Raw genomic sequence first — 17361 nt, forward strand, 5'->3', positions numbered from 1 at the left:
TCTCCTTTATGTTAATTTAATTCCAGCTTGTTTTTCAATACTCTTTAAGGTTTGAATCGGAATATCCCTTTTCGGATGGGGTACAGTAACTTTACCCAATTTTACAGGATGTTTAAAAGGATAATGACTGCCAGTAACACCGACTTGATACCATCCATCTTGTTGTAATTTCTTGATAATTTTTCTACTCTCCATGTATCATTTTCTCAATTAGCAACTGCATCTGGATCATCACCAGTCGTTAAAATCATTTCTAACCAATTGACAACCAAAATACTCATTTTAAGGTATAATGATTTTAAATCAATGCCAAAAACCTCAATTATTCAGGTTTGGGTTGAGAGTATAAAAAATTATTGTTTAATTTGTATTGTGTTTGAAATTAGGGTTATTGATATGAATACGGGAATTTTAGCATCTATTCGAGGGATGGCAAGTTCACCTACTGTTGCACCAACTCGCTCTCGTCAAACTGTTAATCAAACCTATCCCAATTATAAAGTCATTGTCTTAAATGATGATTTTAATACCTTTGAACACGTTAGTCATTGTTTGATGAAATATATTCCCGGGATGACAGCCGATAGCGCGTGGCAATTAACTAATCAAATCCATTATGAAGGTCAAGCGACGGTATGGGTTGGCCCCCAAGAACAGGCGGAATTATATCATCAACAATTAAGTCGAGAAGGGTTAACCATGGCACCTTTAGAAAAGGCTTAATGTTGATTAAAATTCACGGGAAAGGGCGGGTTTATTCAGGTTAATAATTATCACAAAAATCAACTCGAACCCGCCCCTACATTCAGCGCAAGTAGGGTGCGTAAGCACAGCGCACGCACCATCTCTAAATTATGCTTAATTGCAATAAATATGGTCATAGATCCTTTTTCCATGATTCTGCTGCCCGTGATGATCAACTACAAACAGGTTTATTTTCCAGAATATACGCTCATTTTGTCGAGCAATTAAAAACTAATGACCGTGCCTATAGAGCTTTTGAATTAGAATATTTACCAACCATTAATGCAAGTTTAACAGAGATTGGGGTTAAACAATAGCTAGTCGTCTTTCTTATCGTAATACTGGTTGATAGCCTTCTCAGATCAGCCAGTATTGTGAGGATTCAACGGGTGAGTTTAAGATAGGTTCGTTTACTTCCTAGGGCAGATTCATTCGACAATAATTGTCACCTTGGTTAAGGGATAAGCCCCATCAGGCAGAGGTATTGCTGGCCAGTCACCTGTTGAAAGTGCTTGGGAACGATAATTTTTAAAAGCTAAATTAGCACTTTTATTTGCTGAAACAATATTAATCTGATGAATGCCTAGCTCCTTTTTTATCCAATACTTATATAACCAAACATCTTCTTTAATCGGTGTGCCGCATTCACGATCCTCTAAGTTGCATTGAGGATACCAATCCTTTGTCCCTCCTGGATTATTAACTATCCATAAATATTCGTCTTTTTTTGGCCTTAAAAATGCCACTTTTAAATCAATTTCACCTTGTTGATTATCAAAAAAACTGTTGTCTTTTGGCTCAATTATTTGAACTCTATCTGTGGGGATAAGTGTGGATGCAGATGTGGATATAGGTGTAGGTGTAGGTGTAGGTGTAGGTGTGATATTTAATAAAAAAATTCCTATAGCCAAAAATATAACTCCTACAACTACAGTTTCCCATCCTCGTTTAATATCAATCCATTCTGTTAGTCTAATGATACCAAAGCCAGTTAATATTAGTACCAAGCCAGCCGGTGTCAAAATAACACCAAAAAGCAAAGGTATGGGAGTTTCTTTTAACCAATCCCAAAACGTAGCTTCTGCTAAAATAAACATCTTATTGTTACTCCTTAACTACTAACAATTCATTACCTAATTGTCAATCACCTGAACAGTATTTTGCAAATGTTCTCCTGCTTCAAAAGGGGTGCTGCTGAACTTTGTGAAGCATCCCTGCTAAGTGTTCCCAAACAGATTCTTCCTTTATAAGTGCCTGTTAAAGCCCTCTGAATGCTATCCTATGCGCTGGGTAAGTAAGTAGATGTCAATAAATCTGGCTATCTAAAATCATTAAAACCCAGTTCAACTAGACTATGTTGCCAATTTGGCAGACGGGGGTAGGAAAGGAAAACTATGACAGAAACCGGGTTTCTGGGGGCTGGGTGCAGGTGGCGCGGGTGGTGGAGACTTGTCGGGTGAATGTCACCAGAAGCGGATAAGAATGCCTTTTCGGGGTTTGATGTGTTTCGCAACCAGCCCTTTGAGCTAGAAGAAGTTGAATTGTTTATCTGGCGCTGGTTTGGGAAAACCCAAAATTAACTTCAGTCTTGAAGTTCAGGAATATGCTCATTTTCATAATGCTCGATTAAAATACCGAGAATATCCATGAGTGAGGCGAGGGGATGTTCTTCGTTTTCGCCAACTTCATCAATCAGTTGATCGAGCCATTCCACAAGCCGTTGATAATCTACTTCATCCTGGGGAATGATTAATTTATTAGCTAAGGGTTGCTATAGTTTTTGGGTTTCATCTATACTCAACATTTTGACTACCTCCATGTTCCTCTATTAATTGTCTTAGTTCGTTAATATTTGAAGAAAACTTCAATTCCCCTTTTTGCTGTTCGACCTGCGCTAACTTGAAGTTATCATATATCTCATCACGGCGTTCTTCACGGATGTATTGGTTCAACAATAGTTGAATTTCCTGCTTTTCATCCGTAGAAAGACCTTTAATTACCTCGACTACATCATTAAACCTCATCATTTACAAAACCTCACGGTACTGACCTACTTTTAATCATGCCATAGCAACGCCCCAACTCACCGAAACCAACCTCCACCAAACCCTCCAACTCCTCTGCGTTGATCGCAGCAAATTCGATCACCGCGATAACCCCGCCGCCCCAAATCCACAGAGGGTATCGCCCCCCACCTGATTCAAACTATCTTGAGCATCCCGAAGTTTCAAATCTCGCAATGGACTCGCTTCCAAACCAAAGGTTTCTGTTAGCCAATTTGCCAGTGTGGGCGGCAGTTGGGCAGTGATCGCACTCTCTGAATTGTTTCAAAATCGCGATCGTTATGAACTAGAGTGAGTTGGTATTCGATCGCTAATTGGGCAATGCAGCAGTCGATACTACTTCTAACCGTTAATCCCTGTCGTTGCAAATCGTAATAAATTCGGGCAGCAGCAATCCAAGTATCGGCAGTTGCCTCGATATAGTCTTGAGCTTGAAGATAAGTTTCTAATAGCGTCCACTCGCGATCGTCTCGACAACCTTGCAAAAGTTCCATCTGAGTAAATCGGCTCAAAAAGATACTTTCATTGTTAATAATTGCTTCGAGCGATCGACGTACTGCACCTGTCTTGTCGCGAAAAACACTGATCCAAACAGAAGTATCAATCAGAAACATTTCGGTTTGACCGCAAGGTTTTGTGGTCGTAGTCAGTTGAAAATTGAATTTGTCCGCTTAAATCTAGTAAATTACGTTTTTTTCGGGTACGAATTAACTCTTGCAATGCAAAATCAATCAGTTCTTTTTCTGTTTTTAACTGGGTTAACCGCAAGGCTTCCTTAACCAGTTCTTCGTTAATTTCAACATTAGTGATCATGGTTAATGGCTAATTAAGTTCTTTAATAATTATGCCATAGCGACACCCCAAGTGTTAACCTCGCCCAACTCCTCCCCATCGACAGCAGCAAATTCGATAACCGCGATCACCCCGCCGCCGTACCTGCAACTCGTTAAAAAACACCACTGTCCCAAATCCACTGAGGGCATCGCCCCGCAACCTCACCGACCTCAAAATCTACATAAGAAACCCGGTTTCTGCGACAATTTTTGTGGCTTACCCAAGATTAAATTAAGAAACCCGGTTTCTGTTCTGGGGAAAAACACCCCATCCTCACTTTAATTTAATATCAATAACGTTCGTGAATTGATTTACATTCCCAAAAAAATCCAGGCCCAACCGTCAAAATTTGTTCAGTTGGCATGAACAATTCCCAATAGGCAAGTCCAGAATTATCTTGCAAATCTGGCTCTAAAATAAGTTTATAATAACTCTCAAAAAATAGGGTGAGACTAATATTACCAGCATCAATTACAAAATCAATCAATTCTTTATTTTCCAATTGCTGCAAAACTTTTTTGACAGCATCTATTTCTATCTGATCTATTTCTGCATCTATATTTACTGGCAAGGAATAAGTTAAGATTTGATCGCCTTGCTTGAAAACCCAAGGTGTTGCCCTTGTGCCAAATTGCCAACTACCTTTGCGTAGATGTGCTAATTTTGGGTGAGTATAAGCAGACATCTCACCGAAATCTAGCCGTAATTCATCCCCATAACTAAATATAACCTGATGACAAATTTCTGTGAGCATCGGTTTAGTAATGACTGAAATAATTTGCTCGATATCTGGCTTCTGATTAGCAATAGATGTTTGAATAGCCATTTAAAGATCCTCTAAAAATTCTTGAGCTTTCTGGCGGAGTTATTCATAAGTAAAATCGCCTCTAAGGTTTAAAGTTCCACCATAACCATTTTTCTTTTCTTCCTCAAGGAATAAACCAAAAGCAATCCTTAATTCGTCTCCCATTCTAAACTCTCTAGCGATCGCATCAACCTGTCTCAGATCGCGTTTTCTGCCCATAAATACATATTTTCGATTCCGATAATTATCATATTATTCTTATTCTTTAAGCTAACTGAAAAGTTTGTTTTGTCGTTTTAGAACTGGGTAACGGTTTTCCTTCGGCTTGATAGTCTTCTATCAATAGTTCTAACACTTCTTGAGCATTTTTTAACGCTTCTTCGTATGTTTCTCCATGGGTATAAAATTGTTGAGTTGGAAATTCAGGAAGGTGAACTAAATAACAATTATCTTCATCAGACCAGAGAATAACAATTGTATAAGGTAATTTCATTATTCTGACTCCTTTTCTTGAATTTTTTTTAACAGATCTAGTTTTTTGTAAACTTCTTTTTCTTGATAGACTTTAGCATCATTACCATCTTTTCCGGAAATGGTAATTGGTTCGCTGGGCATTAAAGGATGAATCCATCGTGTATGACTTCCTTTTCCGGAACGATAAACAAACCCTGCTTTTTCCAATAAGTTTTTAAGCTCTCGAATTTTCTTGGGCATGGTTTATATGATATTCTTGATTCATAGATGATTGTATTTTTAACCTCATTAATAACTTATTCCTTATTGCTTAAATATTCCTGAGAATAAACCTCCGCCATTAACTTCGGCCAGATTAATACAAAAAATCCCATCCAAGCCAACAAAGGAATAGCGACTAAAATTGTAATCCACAGGGTTTTAAATAACAACCAACTCCCGGAAATTAATGTAATTCCAGTTAATAGAATTGACCAAGGTTGACACCACCAGGGTTTATAATTCCAGGGGTTAAAGGTTGGGGTTTCAATCGGTGTTTGATCTGTCATTGTAAGTAATTAGGGAATAGGGAACAGAGCACAGGGAATAGGGAATTTAGATTATCTAAACCGTAGAATTTTCCGGTAAAGCGGTTTGCATTTGAGCTAACCAACTGACTAAAGATTCTAACTGTTTATCCGCACTCAATACCGCTAATCCCCTCACCGTAACTTTACCTTTACTATACACAAACCGAGTATGTAAACTTTCCGATAAATTGGCTTTTAATAAATTCCAGGCGGGTTCTTCCATGGGGGTTTCTAATAAAATATGTTGTTTCCCGTCGGGTTTAATACGAGAAAAGCCTAATTTCTTAGCAATTTGTTTGAGTTCCATAATTCTAATTAATTGACGCGCTGGGGTGGGAACTGGGCCATAGCGATCGCACCAATCTTCCTCAATTCGAGATAATTCATCCCGACTTTGACAAGCCGCCACTGACCGATAGGCACTCATTTTTTGATCTAAATCCGGTATATAATCGGAAGGAATAAAGGCAGTTAAACTCAAATCAATTTGAGTATCATCAACCTGGGGAATTTCTTGACCTCGGACTTCTTGAATCGCTTCTTGTAACATTTCACTATAAAGATCGAACCCGACCACATCCATTTGACCCGATTGTTCGGCCCCTAAAATATCTCCTGCGCCCCTAATTTCTAAATCTCTCATGGCTAATTGATAGCCCGATCCTAACTGAGCAAATTCTTGAATTGCTCTCAATCTTTTCCGAGCATCATCAGTTAAATTAACCCGTCCGTCGGCTGTTGTCGGATAGAATAACCAGGCGTGGGCTTGCACTCCAGAACGTCCGACCCGACCCCGTAATTGATAGAGTTGACCTAATCCGAAACGATGGGAGTCTTCAACTAAAATCGTGTTAACTCTAGGAATATCTAACCCCGATTCAATAATGGTTGTACAGACTAAAACATCCGCTTCCCCAGAACTAAAGGTTAACATAATTGATTCTAATTCGGAGGCGTCTATTTGTCCGTGGGCGATCGCTAATCTCACCCCGGGAATCATCTCTCGAATTTGAGCAGATTTTTCTTCAATTCCTTCAATTCTAGGCACAACATAAAACACCTGTCCCCCCCGATCTAATTCCTGACGAATTGCCGTTCTAATAATTTCTAAATTCAAAGGAGATAAATGGGTTTGAATCGGGCGACGGGAAGGCGGAGGAGTAGTAATTAAACTCATTTCTCGAATACCAGATAATGCCATATATAAGGTGCGAGGAATGGGAGTAGCGGTTAAAGTTAAGACATCAACATGGGTTTTTAAGGTCTTGATTTTTTCCTTTTGATTCACTCCAAAACGTTGTTCTTCATCGACAACTAATAACCCTAAATCCTTAAAATGTACTCCTTTTCCCAGTAAAGATTGAGTGCCAACAATGATATCAATTTCCCCCGTTGCTAACCGTTTTAATATCTCTTGTTTTTCCGAATTGCTGCGAAAACGATTAATTAAAGCCACTTCTATGGGATAGGGAGAAAATCGTTCTTTTAAGGTATGATAATGTTGTTGGGTTAAAATTGTGGTCGGGGCTAATAATGCCACCTGTTTTCCAGCAGTAACGGCTTTAAAAATAGCCCGAATTGCGACTTCTGTTTTGCCAAATCCCACATCCCCACAAACTAACCGATCCATCGGCCGATCGCTTTCCATATCCCTTTTCACGTCTTGGGTGGATTTAATTTGATCGGGGGTTGGTTGATAGGAAAAGGAGTCTTCTAGTTCCTGTTGCCAAGGCATATCCGGGGGGAAAGCATAGCCCGTTTGTTGGGCGCGTTGGGCGTATAATTTTAATAGATCTACGGCTAATTTCTTTAAGGTTTTTTTGACTTTTTCCTTGGTTTTTTCCCAAGCCTGTCCGGTGAGTTTATTCAGTTGGGGAACCTTACCCCCGGTACTTCTAAATCGCGATAAACTGCCCACTTGATCGGCGGCAACTCGTAACGTGCCATCGTCATATTGTAAGACCAAATATTCCCTAGTTTCGTTATTAATAACTAGGCTTTCCAATTTAATAAATCGCCCTACCCCATGTTGACGATGAACCACAAAATCCCCCGGACGGAGTTTATTCAGGTCAACCTGTTTGGATGCCGCCCGCCGTCGTTTTCTAATATAACCATGGGTGGCGAGGGAATGCTGCCCATAAAATTCTCGGTCGGTAATTAAAACTAACCGAAAGGTGGGTAAAATAAACCCTTCTAATTCGGCAAGTCCGGTATATTTTAAGGCAACGGGGGTATTTTTAATTAAGCTATCAATGGCGGGGTAATCTCGGGGGTTAGGAATGAATTTTGAGGGGCAATCATGTTCTGATAATAGGGCAACCGATCGACTGGGTTGGGCGGAAACAATAAATATAGAAAAATATCGTTGTCGCTCAGATCGAATTAACTCTGCCAGTTTAGCAAATTGATGGGGTGTGGCGGGAACTGGACGGGAAGATAGGTTTAAACTAGGAACATTAGTAATATTAACTAAACTAGGTTGATAATCCCCCAATTCTGATAAATAGAGTTTATCAAAGGATTGAATTTGTTGCAAAGATTCGGTAAACGGACGATGAATTTTAGGAGGCTTTTCGGGTAAGGCTTGCCATTGTTCTTGAATATGTTCTAACCAGCGATCGCTATGGGCACAACATTGATCAATTTCATCAATCACAATTAAAGTCGTATCGGTTAAATAGTCTAATAAACAAGCGGGTTTTTCAAAAGCTAATCCTAATAAAGAATGATAGGATTTAGGGGGTTTATAGTTATTATTATCGAGTTGAAATTCCGGTTTAGGGATGGAGGGAATAATTTGGGAAATTAAGGTTTCAGCATCGGCTAAATTCCCTTGAATAATCACATCAAAATTCGTCGGGGTAAGAATTAGATTTTCAATTTTATCTAAGGATCTTTGGGTGCTGGGATCTAGTTCTCGAATTTGTTCTAACTCATCCCCAAACCATTCTAAACGCACGGGTAATTCCGAGGCCACCGGAAAAATATCCACAATATCCCCCCGCCGACTCCATTGGCCCTCGGTTTCCACCAAGGATACCCGCTCATAGCCTAACTTGGCAAACTGTTCATCGAGGGTTTTTCCGGCTGAAGTCATCCCCCGATATAGTTTTAAACAATAGGGTTGAAAAGCCGACACCGGGGGTAAATGGGGCTGTAAGCTCCTTTCTGTGGCCACAATTGCCATCGGGACATCCGAAGGCGTCTGCAACCGTCCCGCCAACTCCGCTAAGACCTGCATTTGTCCCCAGGTCATCTCCTCAGAAGTCACCGACTCGTAGGGGGACGCCTCGGAAGTGGGGTAAAACTGAACCGTGGCCCATCCCATCGCCTCCAATTGGGCAGCCCACCGTCCCGCTTCCTCTAGGGTCGCCGTCACCACCAACAGATTTAATCCCGACTCCTGAGCCAAGGTAGAAGCGACTAACCCCTTGGGAATGCGAGACAGACCATTGAGGTAGAGGGACTGGGATTTATTCAGTTTGGTTAGGAGTTCAGCCGTTAAGGGCGATCGCCCCAATGCACGCACGATAGAAGAAAATGTCATATTGGCAGGGAACAGGGGACAGGGAATGCAGTCGTTTTAATATTTTAAGCAATTCTTTGAAAATCCGATAGGATAATTAGATCTTGATAGGATCAGTTATTCTAGTCTTTGATCTTTATATTCTGACCCCAAAATGTCATCTGTCTTCCAAGAAATTTTAATCGTTTTCCTGCTGATTGTCGCCAATGGCGTGTTTGCGATGTCAGAAATTGCGATTCTTTCTGCGCGCAAAGTTCGCTTACAACAGTCAGCCAATCGAGGAAATAAAAAAGCAAAAGTGGCTTTGGAATTAGCCAACTCTCCCAATAGTTTACTCTCAACGGTGCAAGTGGGAATTACCCTAATTGGCATTTTAGCAGGTGCTTTTGGAGGGGCGGCAATTTCAGCCCGATTAGCCATCCAACTGAATAAAATTCCGATTTTAGTTCCCCACAGCAATGCCATTAGTTTTACAATTGTTGTGATCATTATTACCTATTTATCATTAATTATTGGGGAATTAGTTCCTAAAAGGTTAGCCCTGAATGCGCCTGAATCTATCGCAACTAGCGTTTCAATTCCCATGCGTTGGTTATCTAATTTTAGTTCCCCCGTTGTTCATTTATTAAGTCTGTCTACGGAATTAATTTTAAGGCTTTTGGGGAGTCATGCCTCGACGGAACCGGAAGTTACCGAAGAAGAAATTAAGATTATGATTGAGCAGGGAACTAGATCAGGAATTGTGGAGGAAGCGGAACAAAGTATTGTGGGACGGGTGTTTGAATTGGGCGATCGCCAAGTCAGAAGTTTAATGACACCTCGCCCTGAGATTTTTTGGATTGATATTGATGATTCTGCCGAAGAAAATCGTCAGAGTATTGCCCAAAATGCTTACACTCGGATTCTAGTTTGTCAGGAAGATTTAGATCATGTTTTAGGGTTTATTAAAGTCTCGGATTTATTAACTCAATCCCTATCCGGTAATCCCTTAGATTTAACTACAAGTTTACGTCGTCCGTTATTTATTCCTGAAACCACTTCTGTTTTAAAAATTTTAGAATTATTTAAACAGGGAGAAACCCATTTTGCTGTCGTTGTTGATGAATATGGCGTAATTCAAGGATTAGTAACTTTAAATGATATTCTCATGGAATTAGTCGGTGATATGCCCTCCTGGGATAATCCCGAAGAACCCCAGAAAGTGCAACGAGAAGATGGATCTTGGTTGTTAGATGGAATGTTGCCCGTCGAAGAATTTTTTGATTTATTTGATTTAGAAAATTTATTAGAAGAATCAGAAGGAAACTATCACACCGTCGGGGGATTTGTGATTACTCAGTTAGGGCGGATTCCGGCTGCTGCTGACCATTTTGAATGGCAAAATTTACGCATAGAAGTGATGGATATGGATGGCAACCGCGTTGATAAAGTATTAATTGTGCCTCCGGCTCTGAATAAAAATAATCAGCTTATTGAACCTTGAAAAAAAATTATTCTCTTCATTAAGCTAGAATTTTGGAAATTTGCGATCGCTATAACCAAAAGCAGGTTAGTGTTTAAAATTTCTTTGTGTCTTTGTGGTTAAATCAATCTTTTATGCTGTAGTTTTAGATTATTTATGATGAAAAAATCCCTATCTAAAATCTTGCTATTATTGTTCTGTTGGACAATTGTACCATTATTTTTAGTGGAAATATTAATGATTGTCCTCGAACCCCAGTTATCCCAAGGACTGTATCAATATGATCCCGATTTAGGGTTTAAAATTCGTCCCTACGCCAATGGAAATAATCAATTTGGGTTTAATGATCGAGATTATCCCCTACAAAAAGAACCGGGGAAATATCGAATTTTAATTCTGAGTGATTCCTTTAATTGGGCGGGGGGAAAAGAAGGAAACTATACCGCTTTATTAGAACAGAAATTTGCCCAATATTATCAAAATTCTCAAGTTGAAGTGATTAATACTGGATACCCCGGAACCCACACGGGGGAACAATTAGCCCTGTTAAAAAAATATGCCCTAGAATATCGTCCTGATTTAGTCATATTAGGTTTTTTTGTTGGTAATGATTTTATTGATGCTAAACCTAACCGCAAACGGATTATTGTTAATGATATTTATATTGATATTGATAAACGCAAGGAGTTAAAATTATTCGGTTATCCGATTATTAATCAATCTCGTTTGTTACTCTTTATTAAACAAAAATATAAAGTATTTCAGGAAGCCCAAAAAGCTCAAAAACAATCAATTTCACCCTATCAAGTACAATTTGTGATTAATCCGGCTGAACCGGAAAAATCCCCCGGTATTTTATCCCTAGAAACCTTTCTAGCGACGGAAAAGACCCGCTTAGACTTTTGTAAACGTCAAGATTTGCAAAAAGGGGTTTGGAATGGTAATATCAATTACATTCTCCAAAGTATTGACGAAATGAATCGGCTGTTAAAACAACAAAATACTCAGTTTATTGTTGCCATATATCCCGATGAGTTTCAAGTCAATCCTAATTTATTAAATCAAATTCAGGAAAAACATGACTTAAATTTATCAAAATATGACCCAAACTGTATGCAGAATATTTTAATTCCCCATCTGCAATCCCAACAAATTAGTTATATAGATTTCCGCCCCCGGTTTCAAGCTGAACAAAAACAACGTCCCTTATACTTGTTACAAGAACCTCACTGGAATTCAGCCGGAAATCAACTGGCTGCGGAAATATTATTTGAGAATTTAATCCCCAAAACTAATCAATTTTTTAAACTTTTTCCCCCTTCTTCCAATAAAATTTAAAATGCAAAAAATCAAACTGAAAGCTTTTACTCAAATTCTCGGACAAACTGCATTAATCGCTTTAATTACGTTTGTCATGTCCGAAATAACCCTGAGAATTTATAATAAAATTAATCCTAGTTTTGTTTTTTATGATTCTTCCTATAACCGTTTTCGAGGAAAAGCCAACGCCCCCGACTATGATTTTAAGTTAAATTCCCAAGGTTTTAAAGATTTAGAATTTACCGTAGAAAAACCTGCGGAAACCCACCGAATTTTAGGGATAGGAGATTCCTTCGCCTATGGTGTTGTTCCCTATCAATATAATTATTTAACGCTTTTAGAAAAAAAATTAAATAAATCCGGTAAAAAAACTGAAGTGATTAATATGGGAATTCCCGGTATGGGGCCAAAGGATTATTTATATCTTTTAGTGAATGAAGGATTAAAATTAAATCCAGACCGAATTGTTTTATCCTTCTATATGGGCAATGATTTTTTAGATAATTCTATGACCGCCCACCTGAGAAAAGAGGAAAATTCCTATGTTATTGCTCTAATTAAATCTTTAATTAAACTTCAAAGCCATTATCAAGGTACATTCATCAACCCGGTGCTTAAATATGACGATAACCAACCGAGCATTGATAGTCCTAAATATCTGCAAGATACGGTTAGCAAAAGTAATATGTTTGTACGAAATCCCCCGGATGATATCTTTAAAGGTTTTTTAGAAGATGCGATGCAGGATTTAATTAAAATTAAAGAAATTGCCGATTCTCAAAATATCCCTTTAACAATTGTGATTATTCCTGATGAAGTTCAAGTTAATTCACAATTTCAACAGCAAGTAAAAACAGCTTTTGATCCTAATGATCCGAATTTATTGGATTTTGAACTTCCTAACCGAATGTTAACAGAACGTTTACAACAGGCTAATATTGATTATTTGGATTTATTACCGAGTTTTGTCGCCGCTTCTAAAATAACTCGCCTCTATAAACCCAATGATACTCACTGGAATATCGCCGGAAATAGTTTGGCGGCGGAATTAATTAGTCAACATCTAAAAGCGATCGCTGATTAAATAGATTTCGCGGATTTCACAGATTTATCTTTCAGATTATGCAATGTAGTAGGCTCTTTAGGGCCTCCGTATTTTATTGTTTCAGTCCCCTTGTCTCCATGCACAAGTAAACGTTTCAATTCTTTACAAGAATCCTCCGTTATCGGGTTGTTAGACTGGTGAGGACTCTGATTAGGAAGTGCTAAAGCACAACGATTAGGAAGTGCTAAAGCACAACAACGATGACTGAGTTTTAAAAAACAATACTTCTAATTTTTTCAGCTAAATTATCCGCCCGTTGAGGAATATAAAAATCATGATTTCGGAGAAGTACCCCGACACGGTTAAACGTCTCAATACATAAATTCAAGCGTTGTTTATATTCTAAAAAAGTCATATTTTCGATATATTGAAATAACTCCCCAGGACAGGAAAAATCAGAATAGTCTAAAAAACTATTGGCAGAAAAATCTTGATAAATAGTTGCATCTTTTCCCCCATAATAAATTGGTAAACATCCTGCAATAATGGCATCCCAAATTTTTTCCGTACAATAATAGGGGGCGATGGTATTCTCAAAACACAGATTAAAATGATAATCTTCGAGAATTTGAAACTTGCGATTTGTCCAGTCCCCATCCCTAGAATTTTCCACAGTTATTCCGGTTTCCCAACCCTTTCCATAAATATCAATTTTCCCTAATTGATGACCTTCTAAAGCAATTTGATTCCGCAAATTATATAAATCAATACTTTTTCCCCCCCGGACTAAAGTTGCAAATCCAGCTATCGGATGTTTTGACATCAAAGCCGCGATTTTCCGATGTTTGGGTCGTCCAAAATCCTCGTCGGTGAAGAATTGCAAGGGTTGACCAAATAGATTTCCCCGCCAAATACAGAGATGATAATTATTAATAAAAACATCTCCTGTATAAATATTCATAATATTAATTTCCACGCCTTCCAGATTAACTTTAGACTCGAAATTAAGATCAAAACGGGGTTCTTCCGTATATAACAAGTATTTTTTTTGCTGTTTATATTGACGGGCAAAACTTTCTAAAATAACCAAATATTGAGAAATAATAATATCGGCTTCCATTTGATCTTCTGTAACCTCAATTCCCTGTTCTTGAATTCGGGAAAAAACCTGTTTTTGATACCCAGAAGATAAACAATTAAGCATACTATATAACCCTGGGTCAGCTTGAAAAATCTTGATAATTTTCCGATCTGAATTATGACTGATCTCCGAGAAATTAATACTTTGCCATTGAATTAACATCTCTCGCAAATAGTTATGGGGAGGATAGAGAATAGCCCCTTCAAAAGTTAATAATTGATTATAATAGTTTAAGGCTTGATGCCATTGACCTAATTTAATATAAGCATAGCCTAAATTCTGGTAACAATCAATTAAATCCGGCTTTAATTCTATAGCTTTTAGGTAATTCGCGATCGCATTTTCCCATTGACCATCTTGAAAATAACTATAGCCTAGCCCATAGTAAGTCCAGAAAAAATTCGGCTGTAATTCTAAGGCTTTTAAATAATTATTAATCGCCGCTTCCCAGTTTTGCTGTTGATAATATTGCCGACCTGAATTAATATAATATTCAAGGGTAAGTTCCGATCGCGATTCATCATTAGGACTCATAGACTCAAATTCCTGTTCATCTCAAAAATTATAATCTTCTTCGTGTCTTAGTGCCTTTGTGTTTCTCCATCAAATCAATAAAAAACAACCCCTATCCGGGGTTGCTACTTACCTAAAATCCGGTTAAATTACAATTTAGTGCCACACTCAGGACAGAAATTATTACTGCCCACATTTTTTGCGCCACAATTGTTGCAATAAACTAACTCAATGGTTTCTAACTTTGTCCGCTCGGGTAAACCAATCATTTGAGCATTGCTCTTACCGGGAGCGACCATCGGATAGCAGTTTTCATCCCGTTTCACCTGCACATCCATTAATACCGGGCCCTCAAAAGCCAACATTTCGGCGATCGCATCCTTCAAGTCCTCCCGGCGGGTGACTTGCATCCCCTTGACCCCGTAGGCCTGGGCTAACATCACAAAGTCAGGCATTCCCGCCTGCATATCAGAAGAAGAATAACGCTCGCCATAGAAGGTTTCTTGCCACTGACGCACCATGCCTTGCCAACCATTGTTGATAATCACGGTTTTAACATTAATCCCATATTCAGCCAGAGTTCCTAACTCCTGAATATTCATCTGAATACTGGCATCCCCAGCCACACAGATCACCTGTTCATGGGGGAGGGCCGTTTTTGCGCCCATGGCTGCCGGCATTCCATAACCCATTGTCCCTAACCCGGCGCTGGAAATCCATCGTCGCGGGCCATTTTTCAGGAATTGAGCCGCCCACATTTGGTGTTGTCCCACATCCGTTGTGAAATAAGCATCGGGAGCCATTTTCCCCAAAGTATCGATTACCTCTTGGGGCGACAGAGAATCCTGATAAATCGGCACAACCAGGGGATAATCTTCCCGCCAGCGTTGAATTCGTTGTAACCATTGGGCCGTTTTTTGCTGGGTTTCCGTTGCTCCGACCGTTTCCTGACATCGACGCAATAAATCTACTAACACCTGTCTAACATCCCCAACAATGGGAACTTCCGGGGCGCGATTTTTCCCAACTTCCGCCGGATCAATATCAATATGGATCACCTTGGCACGGGCGGCAAATTCATCAAGTTTCCCCGTCACCCGGTCATCAAAACGGGCGCCCACGGCAATTAACAAATCGCATTCCGTCACCGCAAAATTAGCATAGGCCGTGCCGTGCATTCCCAACATTCCCACCGATAGGGGATGGGTTTCATTAAACACGCCCTTACCCATCAGGGTTGTGGTCACGGGCAGATTAAACAGTTCGGCTAATTCTTGGATTTCCCGGTGGGCTCCGGCCGCAATTGCTCCGCCTCCCACATAGAGTAATGGTTTTTCGGCTTGCCGAATTAATTTAATGGCTTGATTAATTTGGCGGCTATTTCCTTTCACCGTTGGCCGATATCCGGGTAAGGTGACTTCCCCAGGATTAACGGGAATATAATCAAATTCTTCTAAACCTACATCTTTAGGAATATCAACTAATACCGGGCCAGGACGTCCACTACTGGCAATATGGAACGCCTCGGCAATAATTCGAGCCATCTCTTTCGGGTCACGCACCACATAGGAGTGTTTGACAATCGGCAGGGTGATCCCATAGATATCCGTTTCCTGGAAGGCATCCGTCCCAATAGACGACCGGGGCACCTGTCCGGTAATCACCACCATCGGAATCGAGTCCATTTGGGCCGTAGCAATGCCCGTCACTAAGTTGGTGGCTCCAGGGCCAGAAGTCCCAAAACAGACCCCGACTAGACCCGTTGCCCGGGCGTAACCATCGGCGGCATGGGCGGCTCCTTGTTCATGACGCACCAGGATATGTTTTAAATCCCCCGTGGCTTCAAAGCGGTAGAGTTCATCATAAATGGGCAAAATTGCTCCACCGGGATATCCGAAAATGTGTTTGACGCCATGGCGTTTCAAACTGTCCATCAGTGCGTAAGCACCCGTTGCCCGTTTTGCAGCTATTTTAGTTTTTAGTTGCACAGTAATTCCTCGAACTGTGTTTAAGTTGACTGGGGTGGGTTTTTCAATTAGTGTATTGACACTAAAATTTGATTTTGATTAACCCGCCCGTAGATAGTTTTTTTATTTTAAAAGTTACCAAGCTCTCAGGCCCGAGAGACTGCCACTTTTAACAAGACTTTACAATATCAATGAAATTGTTAAGGGTGTTGGGATTTTTCCGGGAAATTTAGATAGATTTTCTAGGGAGTCCATCTATCAATTCTTAAACCCTCATCTTAACTTTTCAAAGTATGGTAGAATCTCTGGTGGATTTGGGGCGAGTTCCGCGCTTTTCCCTTGTTCTCTAGTCAGATCGGATCAATTTGAGATCAAGATGTTAGGCTGAGTCAACCCTGATTCCATTTAGGGGATAAATTGTAGCATATTTTACAAATAATTGTCTCTCGGCGGTGATATCAAAAGATAGAATGCTAAGTGACGACTACAAGAAATACTTAACTTGAGGAGTGAGGATCTTGAAGAAGATAGAAGCAATTATTCGGCCTTTTAAGCTTGATGAGGTTAAAATCGCCCTGGTCAATGCAGGTATTGTGGGGATGACGGTTTCTGAAGTCAGAGGTTTTGGACGTCAGAAGGGTCAAACGGAACGTTACCGGGGTTCTGAGTACACTGTTGAGTTCCTACAAAAACTCAAAGTTGAAATCGTTGTCGAAGATAGTCAGGTTGATATGGTCTTGGATAAAGTCATTACTGCCGCTCGTACAGGGGAAATCGGTGACGGCAAGATCTTTATCTCTCCAGTGGAGGAAATTATCCGAATTCGGACTGGAGAAAAAGACTTAGAAGCTATTTAAGTTTTTTTTGACAAAACTGGGGATACGGCTTTGTCGTA

Annotated in this window: 20 protein-coding genes; 6 read left to right on the forward strand and 14 right to left on the reverse strand. The window is 39.7% G+C overall.

The window, feature by feature from the left end:
- Positions 1 to 6 precede the first annotated feature (6 nt).
- Entirely contained in the window at positions 7 to 195 is a 189-nt protein-coding gene (locus tag PL9631_RS01550) for a type II toxin-antitoxin system HicA family toxin (protein ID WP_083616270.1), read from the reverse strand.
- Positions 196 to 429: 234 nt separating this feature from the next.
- On the opposite strand from PL9631_RS01550, the gene clpS reads away from it, so the two are divergent.
- Positions 430 to 723: an ATP-dependent Clp protease adapter ClpS gene (gene clpS, locus PL9631_RS01555; protein ID WP_197046229.1), complete on the forward strand. Its 294-nt coding sequence runs from the start codon at positions 430 to 432 to the stop codon at positions 721 to 723.
- A gap of 131 nt (positions 724 to 854) precedes the next feature.
- The gene (locus PL9631_RS01560; RefSeq protein ID WP_083616271.1) at positions 855 to 1061 is read left to right on the forward strand and encodes a hypothetical protein; all 207 of its coding nucleotides are present in this window, start codon (positions 855 to 857) and stop codon (positions 1059 to 1061) included.
- Positions 1062 to 1172: 111 nt separating this feature from the next.
- On the opposite strand, the gene PL9631_RS01565 is transcribed toward PL9631_RS01560, so the two are convergent.
- The 11 genes from PL9631_RS01565 to mfd form a co-directional block, all read right to left on the reverse strand.
- Positions 1173 to 1841 carry a hypothetical protein gene (locus PL9631_RS01565; protein ID WP_083616272.1) on the reverse strand — a complete coding sequence of 223 codons (669 nt, stop codon included), beginning with the start codon at positions 1839 to 1841 and terminating at the stop codon, positions 1173 to 1175.
- Between the two features lie 485 nt (positions 1842 to 2326).
- Entirely contained in the window at positions 2327 to 2458 is a 132-nt protein-coding gene (locus PL9631_RS26910) for a hypothetical protein (protein ID WP_269321673.1), read from the reverse strand.
- Between the two features lie 73 nt (positions 2459 to 2531).
- Positions 2532 to 2771 (reverse strand): hypothetical protein, encoded by a 240-nt coding sequence (locus tag PL9631_RS01575; protein ID WP_083616273.1) that lies wholly within the window; start codon positions 2769 to 2771, stop codon positions 2532 to 2534.
- Between the two features lie 242 nt (positions 2772 to 3013).
- Positions 3014 to 3421 (reverse strand): type II toxin-antitoxin system VapC family toxin, encoded by a 408-nt coding sequence (gene vapC, locus PL9631_RS01580; RefSeq protein WP_083616274.1) that lies wholly within the window; start codon positions 3419 to 3421, stop codon positions 3014 to 3016.
- Positions 3408 to 3620: a type II toxin-antitoxin system VapB family antitoxin gene (locus tag PL9631_RS01585; RefSeq protein ID WP_083616275.1), complete on the reverse strand. Its 213-nt coding sequence runs from the start codon at positions 3618 to 3620 to the stop codon at positions 3408 to 3410. The genes vapC and PL9631_RS01585 overlap by 14 nt, the downstream gene beginning before the upstream one ends.
- Before the next feature lie 310 nt (positions 3621 to 3930).
- A complete protein-coding gene (locus PL9631_RS01590) occupies positions 3931 to 4467 on the reverse strand; it encodes a hypothetical protein (RefSeq protein ID WP_083616276.1) in 537 nt (178 codons plus the stop codon).
- Positions 4468 to 4506: 39 nt separating this feature from the next.
- On the reverse strand, positions 4507 to 4665 hold the full coding sequence (locus PL9631_RS25970; protein ID WP_197046217.1) for a hypothetical protein: 159 nt from the start codon (positions 4663 to 4665) through the stop codon (positions 4507 to 4509).
- Positions 4666 to 4711: 46 nt separating this feature from the next.
- Entirely contained in the window at positions 4712 to 4939 is a 228-nt protein-coding gene (locus PL9631_RS01595; protein ID WP_083616278.1) for a type II toxin-antitoxin system HicB family antitoxin, read from the reverse strand.
- A complete protein-coding gene (locus PL9631_RS01600; protein WP_083616280.1) occupies positions 4939 to 5160 on the reverse strand; it encodes a type II toxin-antitoxin system HicA family toxin in 222 nt (73 codons plus the stop codon). Before PL9631_RS01600 ends, PL9631_RS01595 begins: the two co-directional genes overlap by 1 nt.
- Before the next feature lie 56 nt (positions 5161 to 5216).
- Complete coding sequence (locus tag PL9631_RS01605) at positions 5217 to 5468, reverse strand: DUF6737 family protein (protein ID WP_083616282.1); 252 nt, start codon at positions 5466 to 5468, stop codon at positions 5217 to 5219.
- Positions 5469 to 5523: 55 nt separating this feature from the next.
- Positions 5524 to 9039 (reverse strand): transcription-repair coupling factor, encoded by a 3516-nt coding sequence (gene mfd, locus PL9631_RS01610; protein WP_083616284.1) that lies wholly within the window; start codon positions 9037 to 9039, stop codon positions 5524 to 5526.
- Positions 9040 to 9172: 133 nt separating this feature from the next.
- Between mfd and PL9631_RS01615 the strand changes: the two genes are divergently transcribed.
- The 3 genes from PL9631_RS01615 to PL9631_RS01625 all read left to right on the forward strand — a co-directional run bounded on the left by PL9631_RS01615 (position 9173) and on the right by PL9631_RS01625 (position 12884).
- Positions 9173 to 10501 carry a hemolysin family protein gene (locus PL9631_RS01615; protein ID WP_083616286.1) on the forward strand — a complete coding sequence of 443 codons (1329 nt, stop codon included), beginning with the start codon at positions 9173 to 9175 and terminating at the stop codon, positions 10499 to 10501.
- A 135-nt stretch (positions 10502 to 10636) separates the two neighbouring features.
- Positions 10637 to 11818: an alginate O-acetyltransferase AlgX-related protein gene (locus PL9631_RS01620; RefSeq protein WP_156090408.1), complete on the forward strand. Its 1182-nt coding sequence runs from the start codon at positions 10637 to 10639 to the stop codon at positions 11816 to 11818.
- Position 11819: 1 nt separating this feature from the next.
- Positions 11820 to 12884, forward strand: coding sequence for an SGNH/GDSL hydrolase family protein (locus PL9631_RS01625; RefSeq protein ID WP_083616290.1), 1065 nt, complete (start codon positions 11820 to 11822; stop codon positions 12882 to 12884).
- A gap of 232 nt (positions 12885 to 13116) precedes the next feature.
- On the opposite strand, the gene PL9631_RS01630 is transcribed toward PL9631_RS01625, so the two are convergent.
- Both PL9631_RS01630 and ilvB read right to left on the reverse strand, forming a co-directional pair.
- Positions 13117 to 14520, reverse strand: a complete 1404-nt coding sequence (locus tag PL9631_RS01630; protein WP_083616292.1) for a tetratricopeptide repeat protein — start codon at positions 14518 to 14520, stop codon at positions 13117 to 13119.
- A gap of 128 nt (positions 14521 to 14648) precedes the next feature.
- Entirely contained in the window at positions 14649 to 16487 is a 1839-nt protein-coding gene (gene ilvB, locus PL9631_RS01635; RefSeq protein ID WP_083616294.1) for a biosynthetic-type acetolactate synthase large subunit, read from the reverse strand.
- A gap of 497 nt (positions 16488 to 16984) precedes the next feature.
- Here ilvB and PL9631_RS01640 point away from each other — a divergent pair, with 497 nt between their 5' ends.
- The gene (locus tag PL9631_RS01640; RefSeq protein WP_083616296.1) at positions 16985 to 17323 is read left to right on the forward strand and encodes a P-II family nitrogen regulator; all 339 of its coding nucleotides are present in this window, start codon (positions 16985 to 16987) and stop codon (positions 17321 to 17323) included.
- The last annotated feature ends 38 nt before the right edge of the window (positions 17324 to 17361 follow it).

The organism is Planktothrix paucivesiculata PCC 9631, from assembly GCF_900009265.2.
GTDB classification, from domain to species: domain Bacteria; phylum Cyanobacteriota; class Cyanobacteriia; order Cyanobacteriales; family Microcoleaceae; genus Planktothrix; species Planktothrix paucivesiculata.